This window comes from Nocardioides sp. (assembly GCF_036503465.1).
In the GTDB taxonomy this organism is placed as follows: Bacteria; Actinomycetota; Actinomycetes; order Propionibacteriales; family Nocardioidaceae; genus Nocardioides.
The window spans coordinates 1-18,607 of sequence record NZ_DASXWU010000054.1; the positions used below are offsets into that span (position 1 = coordinate 1).

At 71.7% G+C, this 18,607-nt stretch carries 23 protein-coding genes; 15 read left to right on the forward strand and 8 right to left on the reverse strand.

Annotated features, from left to right (window positions below; genetic code table 11):
• The 5 genes from VGK78_RS09720 to VGK78_RS09740 form a co-directional block, all read left to right on the forward strand.
• A partial coding sequence (locus VGK78_RS09720; RefSeq protein ID WP_331527421.1) for a response regulator transcription factor occupies positions 1-498 on the forward strand: 498 nt, incomplete at its 5' end.
• A 212-nt stretch (positions 499-710) separates the two neighbouring features.
• Entirely contained in the window at positions 711-905 is a 195-nt protein-coding gene (locus tag VGK78_RS09725) for a hypothetical protein (RefSeq protein WP_331527422.1), read from the forward strand.
• Between the two features lie 51 nt (positions 906-956).
• The gene (locus VGK78_RS09730) at positions 957-2,345 is read left to right on the forward strand and encodes a magnesium chelatase (protein WP_331527423.1); all 1,389 of its coding nucleotides are present in this window, start codon (positions 957-959) and stop codon (positions 2,343-2,345) included.
• Positions 2,338-2,748, forward strand: coding sequence for an OsmC family peroxiredoxin (locus tag VGK78_RS09735; protein ID WP_331527424.1), 411 nt, complete (start codon positions 2,338-2,340; stop codon positions 2,746-2,748). Before VGK78_RS09730 ends, VGK78_RS09735 begins: the two co-directional genes overlap by 8 nt.
• Positions 2,741-4,792 carry a VWA domain-containing protein gene (locus VGK78_RS09740; protein ID WP_331527425.1) on the forward strand — a complete coding sequence of 684 codons (2,052 nt, stop codon included), beginning with the start codon at positions 2,741-2,743 and terminating at the stop codon, positions 4,790-4,792. The genes VGK78_RS09735 and VGK78_RS09740 overlap by 8 nt, the downstream gene beginning before the upstream one ends.
• A 135-nt stretch (positions 4,793-4,927) precedes the next feature.
• Here the strand turns inward: VGK78_RS09740 and VGK78_RS09745 are convergent, their stop codons facing one another.
• The 3 genes from VGK78_RS09745 to VGK78_RS09755 are packed head-to-tail and all read right to left on the reverse strand — an operon-like array spanning position 4,928 to position 7,827.
• Complete coding sequence (locus tag VGK78_RS09745; RefSeq protein ID WP_331527426.1) at positions 4,928-5,800, reverse strand: ABC transporter permease; 873 nt, start codon at positions 5,798-5,800, stop codon at positions 4,928-4,930.
• A complete protein-coding gene (locus VGK78_RS09750; RefSeq protein ID WP_331527427.1) occupies positions 5,787-6,719 on the reverse strand; it encodes an ABC transporter ATP-binding protein in 933 nt (310 codons plus the stop codon). The genes VGK78_RS09745 and VGK78_RS09750 overlap by 14 nt, the downstream gene beginning before the upstream one ends.
• A gap of 7 nt (positions 6,720-6,726) precedes the next feature.
• Positions 6,727-7,827 (reverse strand): hypothetical protein, encoded by a 1,101-nt coding sequence (locus VGK78_RS09755; protein WP_331527428.1) that lies wholly within the window; start codon positions 7,825-7,827, stop codon positions 6,727-6,729.
• A gap of 80 nt (positions 7,828-7,907) precedes the next feature.
• Here VGK78_RS09755 and VGK78_RS09760 point away from each other — a divergent pair, with 80 nt between their 5' ends.
• Together VGK78_RS09760 and VGK78_RS09765 are read left to right on the forward strand one after the other, a co-directional pair.
• Entirely contained in the window at positions 7,908-8,567 is a 660-nt protein-coding gene (locus VGK78_RS09760; RefSeq protein WP_331527429.1) for a response regulator transcription factor, read from the forward strand.
• Positions 8,568-8,588: 21 nt separating this feature from the next.
• A complete protein-coding gene (locus VGK78_RS09765) occupies positions 8,589-9,980 on the forward strand; it encodes a HAMP domain-containing sensor histidine kinase (RefSeq protein WP_331527430.1) in 1,392 nt (463 codons plus the stop codon).
• Here the strand turns inward: VGK78_RS09765 and VGK78_RS09770 are convergent.
• The gene (locus VGK78_RS09770; protein WP_331527431.1) at positions 9,961-10,821 is read right to left on the reverse strand and encodes a cobalamin-binding protein; all 861 of its coding nucleotides are present in this window, start codon (positions 10,819-10,821) and stop codon (positions 9,961-9,963) included. The two genes, VGK78_RS09765 and VGK78_RS09770, sit on opposite strands and share 20 nt — an antisense overlap.
• Before the next feature lie 33 nt (positions 10,822-10,854).
• Here VGK78_RS09770 and VGK78_RS09775 point away from each other — a divergent pair, with 33 nt between their 5' ends.
• The 6 genes from VGK78_RS09775 to VGK78_RS09800 all read left to right on the forward strand — a co-directional run bounded on the left by VGK78_RS09775 (position 10,855) and on the right by VGK78_RS09800 (position 15,045).
• On the forward strand, positions 10,855-11,415 hold the full coding sequence (locus tag VGK78_RS09775) for a hemerythrin domain-containing protein (protein WP_331527432.1): 561 nt from the start codon (positions 10,855-10,857) through the stop codon (positions 11,413-11,415).
• Complete coding sequence (locus VGK78_RS09780) at positions 11,415-12,194, forward strand: TSUP family transporter (protein WP_331527433.1); 780 nt, start codon at positions 11,415-11,417, stop codon at positions 12,192-12,194. Before VGK78_RS09775 ends, VGK78_RS09780 begins: the two co-directional genes overlap by 1 nt.
• 73 nt (positions 12,195-12,267) lie before the next feature.
• A complete protein-coding gene (locus VGK78_RS09785) occupies positions 12,268-12,810 on the forward strand; it encodes a DinB family protein (protein ID WP_331527434.1) in 543 nt (180 codons plus the stop codon).
• On the forward strand, positions 12,803-13,357 hold the full coding sequence (locus VGK78_RS09790) for a DinB family protein (RefSeq protein ID WP_331527435.1): 555 nt from the start codon (positions 12,803-12,805) through the stop codon (positions 13,355-13,357). Before VGK78_RS09785 ends, VGK78_RS09790 begins: the two co-directional genes overlap by 8 nt.
• The gene (locus tag VGK78_RS09795) at positions 13,350-13,847 is read left to right on the forward strand and encodes a GNAT family N-acetyltransferase (protein ID WP_331527436.1); all 498 of its coding nucleotides are present in this window, start codon (positions 13,350-13,352) and stop codon (positions 13,845-13,847) included. The genes VGK78_RS09790 and VGK78_RS09795 overlap by 8 nt, the downstream gene beginning before the upstream one ends.
• 7 nt (positions 13,848-13,854) lie before the next feature.
• Positions 13,855-15,045: an MFS transporter gene (locus tag VGK78_RS09800; protein ID WP_331527437.1), complete on the forward strand. Its 1,191-nt coding sequence runs from the start codon at positions 13,855-13,857 to the stop codon at positions 15,043-15,045.
• On the opposite strand, the gene VGK78_RS09805 is transcribed toward VGK78_RS09800, so the two are convergent.
• Complete coding sequence (locus VGK78_RS09805) at positions 15,002-16,333, reverse strand: AarF/ABC1/UbiB kinase family protein (RefSeq protein ID WP_331527438.1); 1,332 nt, start codon at positions 16,331-16,333, stop codon at positions 15,002-15,004. The genes VGK78_RS09800 and VGK78_RS09805 overlap by 44 nt on opposite strands.
• Positions 16,334-16,498: 165 nt before the next feature.
• On the opposite strand from VGK78_RS09805, the gene VGK78_RS09810 reads away from it, so the two are divergent.
• Positions 16,499-16,858 (forward strand): VOC family protein, encoded by a 360-nt coding sequence (locus VGK78_RS09810; RefSeq protein ID WP_331527439.1) that lies wholly within the window; start codon positions 16,499-16,501, stop codon positions 16,856-16,858.
• 30 nt (positions 16,859-16,888) lie between these two features.
• Here the strand turns inward: VGK78_RS09810 and VGK78_RS09815 are convergent, their stop codons facing one another.
• A complete protein-coding gene (locus VGK78_RS09815; protein ID WP_331527440.1) occupies positions 16,889-17,275 on the reverse strand; it encodes a hypothetical protein in 387 nt (128 codons plus the stop codon).
• An 82-nt stretch (positions 17,276-17,357) separates the two neighbouring features.
• Between VGK78_RS09815 and VGK78_RS09820 the strand changes: the two genes are divergently transcribed.
• A complete protein-coding gene (locus VGK78_RS09820) occupies positions 17,358-17,690 on the forward strand; it encodes a cupin domain-containing protein (protein WP_331527441.1) in 333 nt (110 codons plus the stop codon).
• 43 nt (positions 17,691-17,733) lie between these two features.
• Here VGK78_RS09820 and VGK78_RS09825 read toward each other — a convergent pair whose 3' ends face one another.
• Together VGK78_RS09825 and VGK78_RS09830 are read right to left on the reverse strand one after the other, a co-directional pair.
• Positions 17,734-18,093, reverse strand: coding sequence for a YciI family protein (locus tag VGK78_RS09825; protein ID WP_331527442.1), 360 nt, complete (start codon positions 18,091-18,093; stop codon positions 17,734-17,736).
• Between the two features lie 164 nt (positions 18,094-18,257).
• Positions 18,258-18,428 carry a hypothetical protein gene (locus tag VGK78_RS09830; RefSeq protein ID WP_331527443.1) on the reverse strand — a complete coding sequence of 57 codons (171 nt, stop codon included), beginning with the start codon at positions 18,426-18,428 and terminating at the stop codon, positions 18,258-18,260.
• Positions 18,429-18,607: the final 179 nt, after the last annotated feature.

The window sequence follows — 18,607 nt, forward strand, 5'->3', positions numbered from 1 at the left end:
GTCGCCGTGCTCGACGCCCGGCTGCCCGACGGCTCGGGGATCGAGGTCTGCCGTGCGGTCCGGGCGGTCGACCCGAACGTCAGGGCGCTGATCCTCACGTCGTACGACGACGACGAGGCGCTGTTCGCCGCGATCATGGCCGGCGCGTCCGGCTACGTCCTCAAGGAGATCGCCGGCCATGACCTCGTCGGGGCCGTGCGTCAGGTGGCGGCCGGCAACTCGCTCATCGACCCGGCGCTGACCGCGCGCGTGCTCGATCGCGTGCGCAACGGCCCGGCGACAGTACCGGAGCTGAGCGACCTGACCGAGCAGGAGCTGAAGCTGCTGGGCCTGATCGCCGAGGGGCTGACCAACCGCCAGATCGGCGAGCGGATGTTCCTCGCCGAGAAGACGGTGAAGAACTACGTGTCGAGCATCCTGTCCAAGCTCGGCCTCGAGCGGCGTACTCAGGCCGCCGTTCTCGCATCGAAGCTGCTGAGCCGGGTGGACCAGGTCTGAGCCTCCGGAAGCAGGCGGCCCGCCCGGACGTCCTGCCGGAAAGGGACGTTCGCCCCGCGCAAGCATGACCATGCACCCTGCTGCATGGATTGTCGATGACGGACCCTGGAGCCGAACGGTCGCGCCCCCATCGACCGCTCGTCCCCCCGGAGACCCGGGCCCCGATCTCGCCTGGTCGGGGTCGGGGTCTTCTGCCATTCCGGGTGCATGTCGTGACGGCATTGGACCGCCTGCGCCGCGAGCTGGCCGACGTCAACACGGACGGCGCCGCCATCGGAGGCGTCGGCGTCACCGACCTGACCCGCACTCTCGACGTGTGGTTCGACAACTTCTACTCCGACCTCGCCGTACGGCGTGCCCTGCAGGAGCGCCATGCGCAGGTCGCCGGTCGGCTCGGGGAGAGCTGAGCGCACACCATCGCCGGTCCGCGGATTGCGTGCCGGTCTAGCGTGGACGCCGTGACAGATGCCCCCACGCCACGCACCGTCGGACAGCTCCGCGAGTCCGGTCACGTCCAGAAGCCCCTGCGCATCGAGATCCGCGACAACCTGCTGGCCGAGCTCGCCGCCGGTGAGAACCCCTGGCCAGGGCTGCACGGCTTCGACGAGACCGTGATCCCGCAGCTGGAGCGGGCGCTCCTCGCCGGGCACGACGTCGTACTCCTCGGCGAGCGCGGCCAGGGCAAGACGCGGCTGCTGCGCTCCCTGGTCGCTCTGCTCGACGAGTGGACGCCGGTGATCGCCGGTGCCGAGCTCGGCGAGCACCCGTACGACCCGATCACGCCCGAGTCGCGGCGCCGGGCCGAGGAGCTCGGCGACGAGCTGCCGGTGGAGTGGCGCCACCGCGACGAGCGGTACGCCGAGAAGCTCGCCACCCCGGACACGTCTGTCGCCGACCTGATCGGCGACGTCGACCCGATGAAGGTGGCCGAGGGGCGCCACCTCGGCGACCCGGAGACCATCCACTTCGGGCTGATCCCGCGCAGCCACCGCGGCATCGTCGCGATCAACGAGCTGCCCGACCTCGCGGAGCGGATCCAGGTCGCGATGCTGAACGTGATGGAGGAGCGCGACATCCAGATCCGCGGCTACGTCCTGCGCCTGCCGCTCGACACGCTGGTCGTGGCCAGCGCCAACCCGGAGGACTACACCAACCGCGGTCGGATCATCACGCCGCTGAAGGACCGGTTCGGAGCCGAGATCCGCACCCACTACCCCACCGAGCTCCACGACGAGGTCGCGGTGGTCCGGCAGGAGGCGCACCTGGTGGCCGAGGTGCCCGACCACCTGATCGAGATCCTGGCCCGTTTCACCCGCAACCTGCGCGAGTCGAACTCCGTCGACCAGCGGTCGGGGGTGAGCGCGCGGTTCGCGATCGCCGGCGCGGAGACGATCGCGGCGTCCGCGCTGCACCGGGCGACCCGGCAGGGCGAGGAGCAGGCGGTGGCGCGGGTCGTCGACCTCGAGACCGCGGTCGACGTGCTCGGCGGCAAGATCGAGTTCGAGACCGGCGAGGAGGGGCGTGAAGGCGAGATCCTCACCCACCTGCTCCGCACCGCCACCGCGGAGGCCGTGCGCGGCCACTTCCGCGGCATCGACTTCGGGCTGCTGGTCGACCGGATCGAGTCCGGTCAGATGGTGACCACCGGCGAGCAGGTCAGCGCGCGCAACTTCCTGATGGGTCTTCCGGTGCTCGGCGAGTCCGACCTCTACGACCAGGTCTGCGACCGGCTCGACGCCCGCAACGACGGCGAGCGCGCCGGCGCCATCGAGCTCGCCCTCGAGGGTCTCTACCTGGCGCGCAAGATCAGCAAGGAGTCCGGCGGTGGTGAGACCGTCTATGGCTGACCAGCCGACCGCCGACTTCCCGGTCACGCTCACCGCCGGGACCCTGATGCCCGAGGACGCGGACGGCTGGGTCGTCCCACACGCCTGGACCGACCGCGGCGTACTCGTGCAGGCAGCGCCGAACGGCGCCGGGGTCCTGCACGTGGCCGTCGCGCTCTGCGTCCTCAACGACGTCTACCGCGAGGGCGAGGCGCTCGGCGTCCCGGTGCGGGGCGTCCGGGTCGCGGCGAGGGGCGAGTTCGACACCGAGAGCTGGGTCTCGACCGGCATCACGTACGCCGTCGACGTCGACTCGACCGCACCCGGGGACACGATGGCGAAGCTCGTGGCCCGCGTCGACGAGGTCGCCGAGATCCCCCGGGTGCTGCGGGCCGGGATGAGCGTGGAGCGCGACGTTGGCTAGGTACCACCAGCCACGCTCCCGCTACACGGCGTACGACGGCGGGCCGGACCCACTCGCGCCGCCGGTCGACATCGCCGAGGCGCTGGACGCGATCGGCGAGGACGTGATGGCCGGCTACTCGCCCGAGCGGGCGATGCGCGAGTTCCTGCGCCGCGGCAGCCAGGGGCAGCGCGGACTCGACGACCTGGCCCGACGGATCGCGGAGAAGCGCCGGGAGCTGACCCAGCGGCACAACCTCGACGGCACGCTCCAGGAGGTCCGCGAGCTGCTCGACCACGCCGTGCTCAGCGAGCGCGGCCAGCTCGCCCGCGACGTCTCGATGGACGACGGCGACCGCGCCCTGCGCGAGCTCACCCTCGACAACCTGCCGCAGTCGACCGCCGCCGCGGTGAGCGAGCTGTCGTCGTACGACTGGCAGAGCCGGGAGGCGCGCGAGGACTACGAGCGGATCAAGGACCTGCTCGGCCGGGAGATGCTCGACCAGCGGTTCGCCGGGATGAAGCAGGCGCTCGAGAACGCCACCGACGAGGACCGCGCGGCGATCAACGAGATGCTGACGGATCTCAACGAGCTGCTCGCCAAGCACCAGCGGGGTGAGGACACCGAGCAGGACTTCGCCGACTTCATGGACAAGCACGGTGAGTTCTTCCCGGAGAGCCCGCAGAACGTCGACGAGCTGATCGACGCGCTCGCGCAGCGCGCCGCGGCCGCCCAGCGGATGCTGAACTCGATGACCGCCGAGCAGCGAGCCGAGCTGATGTCGCTGGCCGGGCAGGCCTTCGGCTCGCCGGCGCTGATGCAGCAGCTCGCCCAGCTCGACGCCAACCTCCAGGCGCTGCGGCCGGGGGAGGACTGGCGCGGCTCGGAGCGGTTCGAGGGCGAGCAGGGGCTCGGCCTCGGCGACGGCACCGGCGTACTCCAGGACCTTGCGGACCTCGACGACCTGGCCGAGCAGCTCGCCCAGTCCTACGACGGTGCTCGTCTCGACGACGTCGATCTCGACAAGCTGGCGCAGCAGCTCGGCAACGATGCCGTCGTCGATGCCCGGACCCTGCAGCGGCTCGAGCAGGCGCTGCGGGACTCCGGCTACCTCAAGCGCACCTCCGACGGCCGGCTCAAGCTGTCACCCAAGGCGATGCGGCAGCTGGGCAAGGCGCTGCTCAAGGACGTCGCCACCCGGATGAGCGGCCGCCAGGGACAGCGCGACCTGCGTCAGGCCGGTGCGGCCGGGGAGCAGTCGGGCGCGACCCGGGAGTGGCAGTTCGGCGACACCGAGCCGTGGGACGTCACGCGGACCATCACCAACGCCGTACGAAGGGTCGTTTCGGGTCCAGCCGGGCAACATCCACGTACAGGTGGGCGCGCACAGGTTGAGATCGAAGTCGGGGACGTCGAGGTGGCCGAGACCGAGGCGCGTACCCAGGCCGCGGTGGCACTGCTGGTGGACACGTCGTTCTCGATGGCGATGGACGGGCGCTGGGTGCCGATGAAACGTACGGCGCTCGCGCTGCACACCCTGATCCGCTCCCGGTTCCGGGGCGACGCCCTGCAGCTGATCGGGTTCGGCCGGCATGCCCAGGTGATGGACATCGACGAGCTCACCGGACTGGACGCGATGTGGGACAAGGGCACCAACCTGCACCACGCCCTGCTGCTGGCCAACCGGTTCTTCCGCAAGCACCCGACCGCCCAGCCCGTGCTGCTGATCGTCACCGACGGTGAACCCACCTCGCACCTCGAGCCGAACGGCGAGGTCTACTTCGAGTACCCGCCCCACCCGCTCACCGTGGCCTACTCGGTCCGCGAGCTCGACAACTCCGGTCGTCTCGGTGCGCAGACGACGTTCTTCCGCCTGGGCTCCGACCCCGGCCTGGCCCGGTTCGTGGACTCGATGGCGCGACGCGTCGACGGCCGTGTCGTCGCCCCGGAGCTCGACGACCTCGGTGCCGCGGTCGTCGGCTCCTACCTCGGCTCCCGCGCCCCCGCCGGCCTCGGCGACCACTACGGCGACTGGATGGGAGGCCGGGGGTTCTGGGTCGAGTGAGGACGTCCCGGTGCGCCGCAGGCGCGACGGAGCGTCCGAACGAGCGCCGCAGCGGGCTTGCTCGCAGCGAACGGCGGGTGACCACCCTCGGTGGCGTCGCGCGCGTGAGACTCGGGGCGGCCACAACCGACAAGTTCAACTCGTGACGTCCTTGGTGCTGAACCGGGCCCAGGCGGCCAGGAAGAAGACGACGGCGTACGCCGCGGCCAGGTAGAGGCCGGCGACCACGTTGTTCCAGGCGATCGGGTCGCGGAACAGGTCCCCGAAGTCCAGCCAGTGGTGGGTGAGCAGGTAGGGATGCATCCAGTCGATCTGGGGGATCGAGTCGAGGATGTAGCTCGTCGTGCTGAGCAGCACCGTCGCCACCGTCGCGCCGATCGGCTGCTCGGTGAGGGTCGACACGAACAGCCCGATGGTGCCGAGCGCAGCCAGCCCGCAGGCGAGGTACGCCGCCGCGAGGACCACGCGGAGGAGCCCGGCGCCGAAGCTGATCTGGGTGCCCGACAGCAGCGTCATCGACCCCCCGCCGAACAGCGCGAGCCCCATCACCACCCCGACCACCATCACCGTGAACGTCGCGATGAAGGCGCCGATCGCGATGGCCGCGAGCTTGACCAGGAGCAGCCGGAGCCGGCTGACCGGCACCGCGAGCAGGTAGCGCAGCGTGCCGACGTTGGCCTCGCCCGCGACACTGTCGCCGGCCACCACCGACACCGCGAGCGGCAGGAACAGGCTGATCTCGATCGTCAGCGCGGCCAGCGACACGAAGAGCCCGTTGCCGGTGATCGAGCGGAAGAAGTCGGGGGCGTCCGGGCCGGGCTGCGAGAGCGTGCTCTTCACGGCCACCGAGATCAGCACCGGGACGGCGGCCAGCACGAGCAACCCCACCTGGTTGCGACGACGGCCGAGCATCAACCTCAGCTCCGACAGCAGGAACCGTGGCGAGACGGCGGTGACCGGACGGCGTACGACGTCCCGGACGGTGGTGGAAGCCTCAGCCGCTGACATCGAAACCCTCCCCGGTGAGCGATACGAACAGGTCCTCGAGCGTGGGACGGCCGACCCGGAAACCGGTCACGGCCACCCCGGCGTGCACACACGCAGCGACCACCTTCTCCGGCGCCACGGCCCCGAGCACGCCCACGGCCGCAGCACGCGACGTACGGACCTCGGTCAGTCCGAGCTCGCGCATCACCCGCGCCGCCTGGCCGGCCTGCTCGGTCTCCACGGTCGCCTCCGCCGACCCACGGTCGCGCAGGTCCGCGCTGGAGCCCTGGGCGACGAGCCGCCCGACGTGCATCACCCCGAGGTGGCTGCACATCTGCTCGACCTCGGACAGCAGGTGGCTCGACACGAGGACGGTCGTGCCGTCGCCTGCCAGCGACCCGACCAGCGAGCGCACCTCGCGCGTCCCCTGCGGGTCGAGACCGTTGGTCGGCTCGTCGAGGACCAGCAGCTCCTTGGGAGTCAGCAGCGCCGAGGCGATCGCCAGGCGTTGCCGCATCCCCAGCGAGTAGGCGCGGAAGCGCTTCTGCGCCGCCGCCAGCAGACCGACCCGGTCGAGGGCGGCGTCCACCCGCTGTCGCGCCGTCCGGGGCTCGGCGGTCCGGTCGGCAGCGTCGAGGCGGAGCAGATTGGCGCGTCCGGACAGGTAGGGATGGAACGCCGGCCCCTCGACCAACGCCCCCACCGCGGGCAGCACGGCCGAGGCCTGCCGCGGCATCCCGGCCCCGAAGAGCTCGACCGCACCGGCGCTGGGAGACACCAGACCGAGGAGCATCCGGATCGTCGTGGTCTTGCCCGACCCGTTGGGTCCGAGGAACCCGTACACGGACCCGACAGGTACGGCGAGGTCGATCGCGTCGACGACGGTCTGGGACCCGAACCGTTTGGTGAGACCGCTGGTCCGGACCGCGAGGTCGCTCACCTCTCCCTCACCGGGCCCGGGCGGCCGACAGGGCGTGGTACAGCATCCGCGGGGGCACCGCGCCCACGGCGAGCCGACCGTCGTCGGTCAGCACCGCCGAGAACAGCGCCCCGTCCAGCAGGTGCCCGGAACCCCACGACCCCGACACGGACGGCAGGGCGCGCAGCGTGCTCGGCAGTCCCTTGCTCGCATCCTCGCCCAGGTCGGCGACCACGACGGTGGTCCAGCCCTTCCCGACGACCTGGGACGCGGAGCCCTGGGCACCGGTCGAGCCGGCGTGCGAGGGCGACGCCTGCCCGGAGCCCTGCTTGACGGTTGCCCCCGGCGGCGGTGTGAAGGAGAACGTCGACGCCGGCGGCGTGGCGGTCGAGAACGACGTGAACCCGACCTGCAGCGCCGGTGACGAGGCGCCCTTCGCGAACACCTGCACCCGTGTGGGCACGTGCGTCGCGCCGTCGATGGCGATCCGCACCGAGCCGATCCTCGAGCGCGAGTCGCGCGGCACCAGGTCGAGCTGGTACGCCGACCGGCCGGCGACCTCGGCGGTGGGGTCGGTGCTGACCCGGGTGGTCGGGTCGATGGCCTTGAGCGCGGCCTCGGCCGCCTGCTGTGGTGTCATCGGCGCCTCGGGCGAGGCGAGCGTGTCGGGCGTCTTCGCGTGCTGCGGGATCGTCCAGTGGGTGGCGGTGTTGTCGGAGCTCGACCAGGCCCAGACGTCGCTGCCGTTGCGCACCAGGTCGGACTCCCCGAGCTGCCCGAGCAGTGCGACCCGCATCCGGTCGGGACCGGCGTACCACAGCCGCATGGTGTGGGAGCCCGAGACCAGCGACGAGAAGCTCGCGCTGCCGCCGCCGCGCCCGCCGATGCTCGGCAGCTCCGGCAGCCCGAGGTCGGACGTCTCGACGACCGTGCCGGAGAGGCTCTGCAGCGTGGCCTCCTGCACCGCGACCAGGAGCTGGGCGGCGGTGCGCGGAGGCAGCGAGCCATGGGCGTCGGCGTTCAGCGCGGTGACCGCGGGCCCGATGCCGATCAGCACCGCAGCGGCGGCAACCGGTGCACCCCAGCGCACCCCACGGGACGACGGACGGGACAGAGAGATTTTCCGCATGTCCCCATGGTCCCTCGCCGGTGCTGTGAGTCCGCTGAGAACCTGTGAGGCCGGTCAGCCACTCATGACAGGGTGGGCGCGTGCGGCTGCTGGTGGTGGAGGACGAGGCCCGGATGGCCCGTGCCCTGGAGCGCGGACTGACCGCCGACGGTTTCACCGTCGACCTCGCCGGCAACGGGGTCGCCGGGCTCGCGCGCGCCCGGGAGGGGCAGTACGACGCCGTCCTGCTCGACGTGATGCTCCCCGGGCTCTCGGGCTACGAGGTCGTCAAGCGCCTGCGGTCCGAGGACAACTGGGTCCCGGTGATGATGGTGTCGGCGAAGGACGGACCCTACGACCAGGCCGACGGGCTCGACTACGGCGCCGACGACTACCTCACCAAGCCCTTCGACTACGTCGTCCTGTTGGCGCGGCTCCGCGCCCTGCTGCGGCGCCAGAGCGATCCGCGGCCACCCGTCCTCAACCATGCCGACCTGTGTCTCGACCCGGCCACCCGCGAGGTGACCCTCGCCGGCGAGGCCGTGGCGCTGAGCCGCCGGGAGTACGAGCTGCTCGAGTTCTTCCTGCGTCATCCGGACCGGGTGATCACCAAGACCGAGCTGCTCGACCGGGTCTGGGACGCGCGCGGCGTCGGCTACGAGCCCAACACGGTCGAGGTGTACGTCGGCTACCTCCGTCGGAAGCTCGGCTCCGGCCTGATCGCGACCGTGCGCGGGGCCGGCTACCGGCTGGCGCGGTGACGAGACGCTGGTGATTGCCCGATGACCGGCTGGTGGCAGCGGCGCTCGCTACGGGCCCGGCTGATGACGATCGGGCTGCTCGGGCTCGCGGTCGTCCAGGCGGTCGGCAGCGTCGCCCTGTACGTCGCCCTCTCGATCGCCAGCCGTCACGACCTCGACCGACGGGCGGCCGCGACCGCCCAGCAGGTGGCCGAGCTGGTGACCTCGGACCGGCTCCCCGACCCGATCCCGGTGACCGGCTCGGAGTCGGTGCAGGTCGTGGACGCCCACGGCCGGGTGGTCAGCGCGTCCGCCAACGGCGACCGGCTCACCTCCCTGCTGACCCTGGACGAGCTGCGTCGGGCCCGGACGTCACCGGTGACCGTGCCCGGCTCACGGCTCGGGCTGACCTCGTCGCTGCGGGTGACCGCCACCCCGGTGTCCAGCCGGCCGGGGGCACAGGTCGTGGTCGTGGCGGAGCCGGTCGCCGACCTGGCCCGCAGCCGGCACCTGCTGATCGTCACCCTGCTGATCTCCTACCCGCTGCTGCTGCTCGTCCTCGGTCTCGTCGCCTACCGGGTCATCGGCGCCGCGCTGCGCCCGGTCGAGGCGCTGCGCTCCGCCGCCGAGCGGGTCTCCGGGTCCGGCCACGACGAGCGGCTCCCGGAGCCGGCCTCGCGCGACGAGATCCGGGCCCTGGCGGTCACCCTGAACTCGATGCTCGACCGCCTCGCCGCGGCCCGGGACCGCGAGCGCAGCTTCGTCGCGAACGTCGCGCACGAGCTGCGCAGCCCCCTCACGTCACTCCGGCTGCAGGTCGACGTCGCGACCCGGCACGGTGCCGACGCGCAGGACCGGGCCGACCTGGCCGCCGAGCTCCACCGCCTGTCCGCGCTGGTCGAGGACCTGCTCGTGCTGGCCCGCCTGGACGCCGGCGAGGCTCTCCCCTCCCCGGACCCGCCCGCGGAGCCGGCCGACGTGCTCCCCACCCTCGTCCGCGCCGAGGCCCCTGCCGTGCTGCTCGGCCAGCTCGACGACGGCACTCTTCCCGTGAGCCGCCTCGAGCTGGAGCGCGTCGTCGGCAACCTCGTCGACAACGCCCGCCGCCACGCCCGCTCCCGCGTGGAGCTGTCGTTCCGGCGTACCCCTGCCGGTGACGTCCTCGCGGTCGCCGACGACGGTGACGGCATCCCGGCGGCCGACCGCGAGCGCGTCTTCGACCGCTTCGCCCGCCTGGACGAGGCGCGCGACCGCGACACCGGCGGCACCGGGCTCGGGCTGGCGATCGTGCGCGAGCTGGTCCGACGCCGCGGCGGTGAGATCCGGCTCGGCGACTCCGAGCAGGGCGGCCTCCGGGTCGAGATCCTCTTCGCCGAAACGGGTCGTCCGCCTGAGAGGAACCCAGAGGCGCCGCTCAAGCGGACGACCGGGTGAGGGCCAGGATCCAGGCCAGCTCCTCGACCCCGTCGGGCAGCCGGGTGCCGGGGCGGGCCCAGGAGGCGTTCGCGTCCACGGCGTGCACCGGTATGCCGAAGGGCAGCGCGCCGCTCGCGACCAGCTCGTCGGCCAGGCGCTGCGACCCGGCCCGGTCGAAGCCGCACGGCGCCACGACCACGACCTCCGGCTCGGATGCGCCGACATGCTCCCAGGTGACCCGCCGCGACCTCTCGCCGGGCGTCGCCAGCACCGGCTCGCCACCGGCTATCTCGATCATCTCCGGGATCCAGTGCCCCGGCGCGAAGGGCGGATCGGTCCACTCCAGGAACATCACCCGTGGCCGGGGTCGCCCGGCCGTCGCGCGGCGTACGACGTCCAGCCGGGCACGCTGGTCGGCCACCAGCCGCTCGGCCTCGGCCGCGTGGCCGGTCGAACGGCCGAGGGTGAGGATCGACTCCAGCACCTCGTCCAGCGTGTAGGGGTCGATCGTGAGCACCTCCGCCCGGCAACCGAGGTGGGCGAGCGCGTCGTCCACGACCGAGACGTCCACCGCGCACACCGCGCAGAGGTCCTGGGTGACGACCAGGTCCGCGTCGAGGCCGGACAGCGCACCCTCGTCGAGGTGGTAGAGGTCCTCGCCCCGCGCCATCGCCTCGATCACGAACCGGTCGATCTCCGCAGGCGTCAGCCCCTCCGGCATCGCCGACGTGGACACGATCCGTCGGCTGCGAGCCTCCGCCGGGAAGTCACACTCGAAGGTCACTCCGACCACGTCGTCGCCGGCGCCGATCGCGAACAGGATCTCCGTGGCCGACGGCAGCAGCGAGACGATGCGCACCGCTCCAGGGTAGGTCGTTAGGTTGGGCGCGAGATGAGCAGCGACACGACCTGGGACGAGTCCACCCGGCCGACCCTCGACGAGGCCGCCGACACGGCGTACTCCGCGGCCCAGGAGGCCTTCTCCCGGCACCTCGTCGACATCCACGACCACCTCCGCGGCGAGCTCACCCGGCTGCACGGCCTGATCGAGGAGGTACGCCGTGGGGTGCTGACCGCGGGGGCCGCGCGGTCCGAGGTCCACGCGATGTCGCTGCGCCAGAACAACTGGACCCTCGGCGCCTACTGCCAGTCCTACTGCGGCTTCGTCAACGGCCACCACTCGCTCGAGGACGCCAGCGTCTTCCCGCACCTGCGGCTCGCCGAGCCCGCCACCGCGCCGGTCCTCGACCGGCTCTCGGAGGAGCACGTGGTCATCCACCACCTGCTCGACGAGGTCGACCGGACCCTGGTGGCCCTGGTCCGGCAGACCGACGAGGCGGCGCTCGACGCGGTCGAGGATGCCCTGCAGACGCTCGGCGACCGCCTGGGCAGCCACCTCGCCTACGAGGAGCGCGAGCTCCGGGGCCCGCTCGCCCGGCACGGTTTCTACTGATGAGCGACCCGTCCACGACGACCCTGCTGCTGCTCGGGCTCGCCGGGCTCGCCGCGGGCTTCGTGGACGCGGTGGTCGGAGGAGGCGGTCTGATCCAGCTGCCCGCCCTCCTGGTCGGGCTGCCGAGCGCCTCCCCGGTGCAGATCCTGGCCACCAACAAGCTGGGCTCGATCTGCGGCACCAGCGTGAGCAGCGCGACGTACTACCGCCGGATCAGGCCCGACCCCCGCGTCTTCGGCCCGCTGATGGTCTGCGCCTTCGCCGGATCGGTCGGCGGCGCCTTCATCGGCTCGCACATCTCCGACCGCGCCTTCGACCCGATCGTCCTGGTGGTCCTCGTGGTCGTCGGCGCCTACGTGCTGTTCCGGCCCGGTCTCGGCGAGACGACGCTGCTGCGGTACGACGGGCGCCGCCATCTCGGCATCGCGATGGTGGCCGGCGTGCTGATCGGCTGCTACGACGGAGCCCTCGGACCGGGCACCGGCAGCTTCTTCGTGATCACCCTCGTCGGCCTGCTCGGGTACAGCTTCCTCGAGGGGGCCGCCAAGGCCCGGTTGGCGAACTGGGCCACCAACCTCGCCGCGCTCTGCGTCTTCGTCCCGCAAGGGGCCGTGCTGTGGGAGACCGGCCTCGTCATGGGAGCCTGCAACCTGGTGGGTGGCTACCTCGGTGCCCGCACCGCGGTCGCGAAGGGCGCCGGGTTCGTCCGCGTGTTCTTCATCGTGGTGGTCTCGGCGTTCGTGGTGCGGATCGGCGGCGACGTGCTGGGCGTGTGGTGACGGCGGCCACGCTCCGGCGTACGAACGGAAAGCGGGGTGCGAGGTGTAGGGGCTCGTGGTTAGCGTCGACGCCATGACCCAGACGTTCGACAAGAGCACCCGCACCGAGGCACCGATCCGCGCGGACGAGGTGACCGCTTTGCGCGGGTTCCTCGACTACCACCGCGACACGTTCCGCTGGAAGTGCGCCGGCCTGACCCAGGAGCAGCTCGCGCAGCCCCTCGCCCCCACGACGATGACGCTCGGCGGGATGATGAAGCACCTCGCCCTCGTCGAGGCCGGCTGGTTCCTGAACACCATGGTCGGCGAGCCCGACCCGCCGCCGTTCGACGCGGTCGACTGGGACGCCGACCCCGACTGGGAGTGGCGCTCCGCGGAGGACGACAGCCCCGAGGAGCTGCGGGCTCTCTACGACGACTGTGTACGCCGGGCGGACGAGGTCATCGACCGGTCGCTGGCGGGCGACGGCCTCGACACCGAGTCGGTGCGCGAGAGCAAGAACGACGGCCCCTTCCGGCTGCGTTGGATCATGCTGCACATGATCGAGGAGTACGCGCGGCACAACGGCCACGCCGACCTGCTGCGCGAGTCGATCGACGGGCAGACCGGTGAGTGAGCCACCGGCGTTCGACCCCGACTCGCGGGTCGACCCGCCCTTGCACGGCGACGAGGTGGCGACCCTGCGGTCGTTCCTGACCTACCACCGCGACACGATGCGCTGGAAGTGCAGCGGCCTCACCCAGGCCCAGCTCGCCACCACGTTGCCGCCGTCCGACCTGACGCTGGGCGGGATCATGAAGCACATTGCGCTCGTCGAGTCGTACTGGTTCGAGGTCACCTACTCCGGCGGCGTCTACCTGCCCCCGTTCGACCCGGTCCCGTGGGCCGACGACGACTACGACTGGGAGTTCCGCACCGCGAAGGACGACACCCCGCAGGAGCTCTTCGACCTCTTCGACGAGGCGGTACGCCGAGCGGACGCGGTGGTCGACGAGGCCCTCACCCACGGCGGGCTCGAGCAGGAGTCGGCGCGCACGGGCCGGCGTACCGGCTCGACGTTCACGCTGCGCTGGATCCTGGTGCACATGATCGAGGAGTACGCCCGGCACAACGGCCACGCCGACCTGCTCCGCCAGTCGATCGACGGCCAGACCGGTGAGTGATCGCCGGATCAGAGCCGCCACCGACGACGACTGGCCGCAGATCTGGCCGTTCTTCGCCGCGATCGTGGCCGAGGGCGAGACCTACGCCTACCCCGACGACCTCACCTCGGGGCAGGCGCGCGACCTCTGGATGGAGCGGCCACCCGGGCTGACCGTCGTCCTCGAGGACGACCGGCGCGTGCTCGGCACCGCGAAGATGGGACCCAACCGCCCGGCGCGCGGCGACCACGTCGGCACCGCGTCGTTCATGGTCGACCCGGCCGCCGCCGGCCGGGGCGTCGGCCGCGCGCTCGCGACGTACGTCGTCGACTGGCACCGCGAGCAGGGGTACGCCGGCATCCAGTTCAACGCCGTTGTCGAGACCAATGAAGCAGCCGTCCATCTCTGGCAGGCGCTCGGGTTCGAGATCGTCGGCACCGTGCCCGGAGCCTTCCGCTCGGCCCGGCACGGCAGGGTGGGGCTGCACGTGATGTACCTGCCGCTCGGGTGAGCGCGTCGTGAACCTGCGGGAGGTGCCTCGGCTGGTGTGGGTGCTGGCCGCCGGACGGTTCGTCGGCTCGGCGACGTCGTTCATGATCCTGTTCCTCACCCTCTACCTGACCGGTCCGCGCGACCTCTCGGTCCCGGCGGCCGGGGTGATCGCCGGCGAGGTCGGGGTCGGCGCGCTCGTCGGGTACTTCACCGGCGGCCGTTGGGGTGACCGGCGCGGCCATCGCCGCGTGGTGCTGTCCGGCTCCGTCGCGAGCGGGCTCGGCACCGTCGCGATCCCGTGGCTCCCGGTCGCGGTCCTGGCCGTCTGGCTCCCGGTGGTCGCCTACGTGAGTGCCGCGGTCAGCGTCTCGGTGGGTGCGCTGTCCGCGTTGGCCGTCGACCGGGGCGACCGGCGTACGTCGGTCGCGATCGGCCGTGCCGCGTCCAACGCCGGGTTCATGGTCGGGCCACCGCTCGCGGCGCTGATCGTCGCGCACTCCTACACCGCCCTGTTCGTGGTCGAGGGCCTGATGATGCTGATCGTCCGGTGGCTGGTGGCTCCGGCGATGCCGCGCGAGCCTGCGCGGCCGACCCAGCACACCGGCCAGGAACGGCACGGCCTGTGGCGAGCCGTCCGCGCCGACCGCTCGCTCACGGTGCTGCTGCCGGCGATCGTGCTGGCCGACCTGGTCTACCGGCAGCTGTACACGACGGTCCCGCTGCACCTGCGCGACGCCTGCGAGCCGGTCGCGCTCTACACCGCCATGATCGCGATCGGCTCCGGGTTGATCCTGCTCCTCGAGATCCCGGTCGCCCAACGGCTGCGCCGCCTCGCGTCGTACCCGATCATCGCGGCCGGCTACGCGCTGGTCGGGGTGGGGTTCGCGCTGTTCGGGCTCCCGGTGTCGGCCGCCTCGGCGATCGTGGCGATGGTCGTGCTGACCGCCGGCGAGATCCTCTACAAGACAACCGCGACGGCGCACGTGCTCGACGCCGCGCCCGACCATCTGGTCGGGCAGTACCAGGGGCTGTACACCGGCGCCGCCACCTCCGGCACCATGCTGTCGGGCCCGGTCGGCGGCGCGATGTACGCCGTCGCGCCGGCCGCCCTGTGGCCGATCTGCGGGGTCACCGGCCTCGCCGCGGCCGCGATCGTGCTCGCCGCGGGTCGCTTCAGTCTGCGAAGCCGGGAAGGTGCTCTTCGAGGATCGCCCTGAACGGCGCCTCCGCGCCGAGCTGGCTGAGCACGCCGACCCCGCCCAGCCAGGTGCGGTGGATGAGCAGGTACGCCGGGGGCAGGTTCAGCTTGAGGGCCACGGCGTACGTCGGCTCCTTGGGGTTGTTGATCCGCTGGAACTGCCCCTGCATCCACGTCCGGGAGAACCGGAACCGCTCCACCAGCGTCGGCTCGACGAACGGCGAGAGGTAGTCGAGGACCAGGGCCGGGTCGACGTCGAGACCCGGCTTGATGAACCCCTCCTCGCGGAGCCCGGCCACCAGGTCCTCGGGGTCACGGTCGCCGGCGATCCGGATCAGCCGCCCCATCGCCTCCGGCAGACCGGCGTCCGGGAGGCGAGCGACGGCGCCGTAGTCGAGCACGCCGAGCCGACCGGGGCTGCCGTCGTCGTTGGGCAGGACGCGGAAGTTGCCGGGGTGCGGGTCGGCGTGCAGCATCCCGGTGCGCGGCGGCCCGGCGAAGAGGAACCGCACGAACAGCTCGCCGTAGTGGTCGCGCTCCTCCTGCGTCCCGTCGCGGATGATCGACGCCAGGGACGCCGGGCTGTCCAGCCACTCGGTGACCAGCACCTCGTGGCCGACCGCCACGACGTCCGGCACCACGATGTCGGGGTCGTCGCGGAACGCGTCGGCGAAGGCCCGCTGGGCCTCCGCCTCGAGGGTGTAGTCGAGCTCGTCCTTCGCGCGCGCCTGGAGCTCCTCGACCAGTGGCTTGATCTCGACGCCGGGCATCAGCGGCCCGATGGTGCGGGCGAGCCGCCCCAGCTGCCGCAGGTCCGACTGGAGGGCCTCGCCGGCGCCCGGGTACTGCACCTTCACCGCGACCTCGCGGCCGTCGCGCCACCGTCCCTGGTGTACCTGCCCGATGCTCGCTGCCGCCGTCGGGCCGCCGTCCAGCCAGACCAGCTCGTCGCGCCACTCGGCACCGAGGTCGTGGGCGATCTGGTCGCGCACCGTCTGCGTGGCCATGGGGGGAGCGGAGTCCTGAAGGCGGGTGAGCTCGGTGCGGTACGGCCCGACCAGCTCGTCGGGGAGTGCTGCCTCGAGCACGGACATCGCCTGGCCGAACTTCATCGCCCCGCCCTTGAGCTCCCCCAGGGTGCGGAACAGCTGCTCGGCGGTCCGCTGCTGGATCTCGCTCATCACCGCCTCGGCCGACCGGCCCCCCAGGCGTTTGCCCAGCCCGAGCGCGTTGCGCCCGGCGTACCCGAGGGGCAACGCCGCCAGCCGCGCGGTGCGCGCGACGGCCTTGCGAGGCAGCTCGGTCATGCGGGGTCCCCGGGGCGGTGCGAGCTCTGCGAGCAGCGGCCTGGGGTGCTCATGTGTCCATTCTCCCTGAGGAGCGAAAGAACCTGGACGCGAGTCGCCGACAGTGGCGCGTTCTCACCCGGAAACGGTGTCGCCGTCCCTCGTCGAGGTCCCTACCGTGGACGCATGGTGAGCTTCATCAAGTCGGTGACGTTCGACTGCGCAGAGCCGCTGACGGTGGCGGCGTTCTGGGCGGCGGCGCTCGGGTCGGACGTGGACGAGGACAGCACGCCCGACAAGGCCTGGGTGGAGCCCGCCGGCTGGGGCGGTCCGTCCCTGTGGTTCCAGCGGGTGCCGGAGGGCAAGGTCGCCAAGAACCGTCAGCACTTCGACCTGCGCGCCGTGGGAGACATCCGCGCCGAGGTACGCCGACTCACCGAGCTCGGCGCCCGGCCGCTGCGCGATCCTTCGACAGGCTCAGGACCACGCGACCACGGGCAGATCGTGATGGCCGATCCCGAGGGGAACGAGTTCTGCGTCGAGTAGGTTCGCGCCCGGACCTTTTCCGGCCGCCCCTCAGAACGCTCGCTTCAACCGACCCACCAGCGAGTTGTCCTTGCGGCCCAGCTTCTGGAGAGTCTGTTTGCGAGCCTTCCGGCCCAGCTTCCGGCCTCGCTTGCGGGCGTGCTTGAGCGTCTTCCTCGACGGCGTCACGGCATCGGCGGCGTCCTGGGCACCGCGACGGCTCCTCCGGCCCATCTCCTGCGCGGGGTGTCGCACCACGCGGGGCAGGAACAACGTCATCGAGTACTTGAACAGCTTGCGGGCCAGGAACAGCAGCGGGATGCCCACCGGCAGCAGGATCAGGGTGACGCAGAGGAGCGCCCCGACCAGCCCGACGACGCCCGCCAGGATCCACAGCACCGAGCCCAGAAGAGCACGCAGCACACGCATCGTGCCCACCTCCCTCACCCTCGTCGTACCCAGGCGCGAGCCGGGCATGAGCCGGATTGAGCGCTCGGAGGCTCGACCCTACGGTGGGCGGATGACGGACTTCGTGATCCGTGAGTGGCACCTCAGCCCCTATCCCGGTGACATGGCGCCGCTGCACGTGCACCATCGCGGCGACGAAGGGTTCATCGTCCTCGAGGGCCGGCTGGCGGTGCAGGACTCAGGCACCCGTCACGTGCTGGAGGCCGGTCACCTCCACATCGTGCGGGCCGGCGCCAGGCACACCTTCGCCACGGTCGGCGAAGAGTCTGCGCACGTCCTGTGCGTGATGACGCCCGAGATCGACTCGCTGATCCAGCGCCTGCACGATCCGGACGTCGAGGACATGGCCGCGGTCTGGGCCGAGCACCACTCGTCTCTCGTGTGACCGGATCCGGCCGGACCGCGGCGCGAGCCGACCTGCGACCCGATCAGTCGGTTCGGGGTTGTGGCTTGAAGCGCCGGACCTCCTGGGGCCACCCGCAGGCTTCCGCGACCTTGCCCGCCCACATCCTGGCGGCCTCCTCGTCGGCCACGTCCACGATGGTGAGCCCGCCCAGGTACTCCTTGGTCTCGACGTAGGGCCCGTCGGTGAACGTCAGCGTGCCGCTGGTCGCGTCAGCGCTGAACGCCGTGTCGGTCTCCTCCACCAGGCCCCCGGCGAAGACGTACACGCCGGCCTCCTTCATCTCGTTCACGACCGCCATGGCGAGCGGCCCGCGGGTGCCGTACCACTCCTCCGGGTGGTCGCCGACCCACTGCTGGTTGAAGTAGATGAGGTACTCGGTCATGTCTGCTCCTTCACGGATGGCTCGTTCGTCCACCCTCCACCATCCCCACGAACGGGGACAGTCGGATTCGACAGGCGTCAGCCAGTTTCGACGGACCGGGGCCAGGGCTGAGTGGCCGGGGACCGAAGAGGTTCTTGTCCCGCCTCGGATCAACAACGCAGTACTCAGGTGCCACCCAGTGACTCGTAGGTACCGCAGTGTCGGGCCGGCGATTCTGGCTCGGCGCTACGACGTCGGCGGGCGCCGGCCCCACGACCTTCGATGCGCCGCTGCTCGGCGTCGGCGACCCGGCAGGCGATCAGCTCGCGGGCAGCACGGTGAGGCATCTGCGTCACGGGCGCTCCTCAGGTGGGTTCTCGTCGTGGTGCTAGCGGTGACGCCGATGGCGTCGGAGCTCGCCGGCGGCCGCGGTCGGCGACAGCTCGAATGGCTCGCGGCATAGCCGCGGAAATGTCGGAGAATTGCGATGGAAACGCGGTGTGATGATTCTCTTGCGCCTCCTTCGAGGTAAATC

Coding starts and splice junctions, on each gene's coding strand:
- VGK78_RS09735 (WP_331527424.1), top strand. CDS start 2,338: ATGGCTGACCAGCCGACCGCCGACTTCCCGGTCACGCTCACCGCCGGG.
- VGK78_RS09745 (WP_331527426.1), bottom strand. CDS start 5,800: ATGTCAGCGGCTGAGGCTTCCACCACCGTCCGGGACGTCGTACGCCGT.
- VGK78_RS09755 (WP_331527428.1), bottom strand. CDS start 7,827: ATGCGGAAAATCTCTCTGTCCCGTCCGTCGTCCCGTGGGGTGCGCTGG.
- VGK78_RS09765 (WP_331527430.1), top strand. CDS start 8,589: ATGACCGGCTGGTGGCAGCGGCGCTCGCTACGGGCCCGGCTGATGACG.
- VGK78_RS09775 (WP_331527432.1), top strand. CDS start 10,855: ATGAGCAGCGACACGACCTGGGACGAGTCCACCCGGCCGACCCTCGAC.
- VGK78_RS09780 (WP_331527433.1), top strand. CDS start 11,415: ATGAGCGACCCGTCCACGACGACCCTGCTGCTGCTCGGGCTCGCCGGG.
- VGK78_RS09785 (WP_331527434.1), top strand. CDS start 12,268: ATGACCCAGACGTTCGACAAGAGCACCCGCACCGAGGCACCGATCCGC.
- VGK78_RS09805 (WP_331527438.1), bottom strand. CDS start 16,333: ATGACCGAGCTGCCTCGCAAGGCCGTCGCGCGCACCGCGCGGCTGGCG.
- VGK78_RS09810 (WP_331527439.1), top strand. CDS start 16,499: ATGGTGAGCTTCATCAAGTCGGTGACGTTCGACTGCGCAGAGCCGCTG.
- VGK78_RS09820 (WP_331527441.1), top strand. CDS start 17,358: ATGACGGACTTCGTGATCCGTGAGTGGCACCTCAGCCCCTATCCCGGT.
- VGK78_RS09825 (WP_331527442.1), bottom strand. CDS start 18,093: ATGACCGAGTACCTCATCTACTTCAACCAGCAGTGGGTCGGCGACCAC.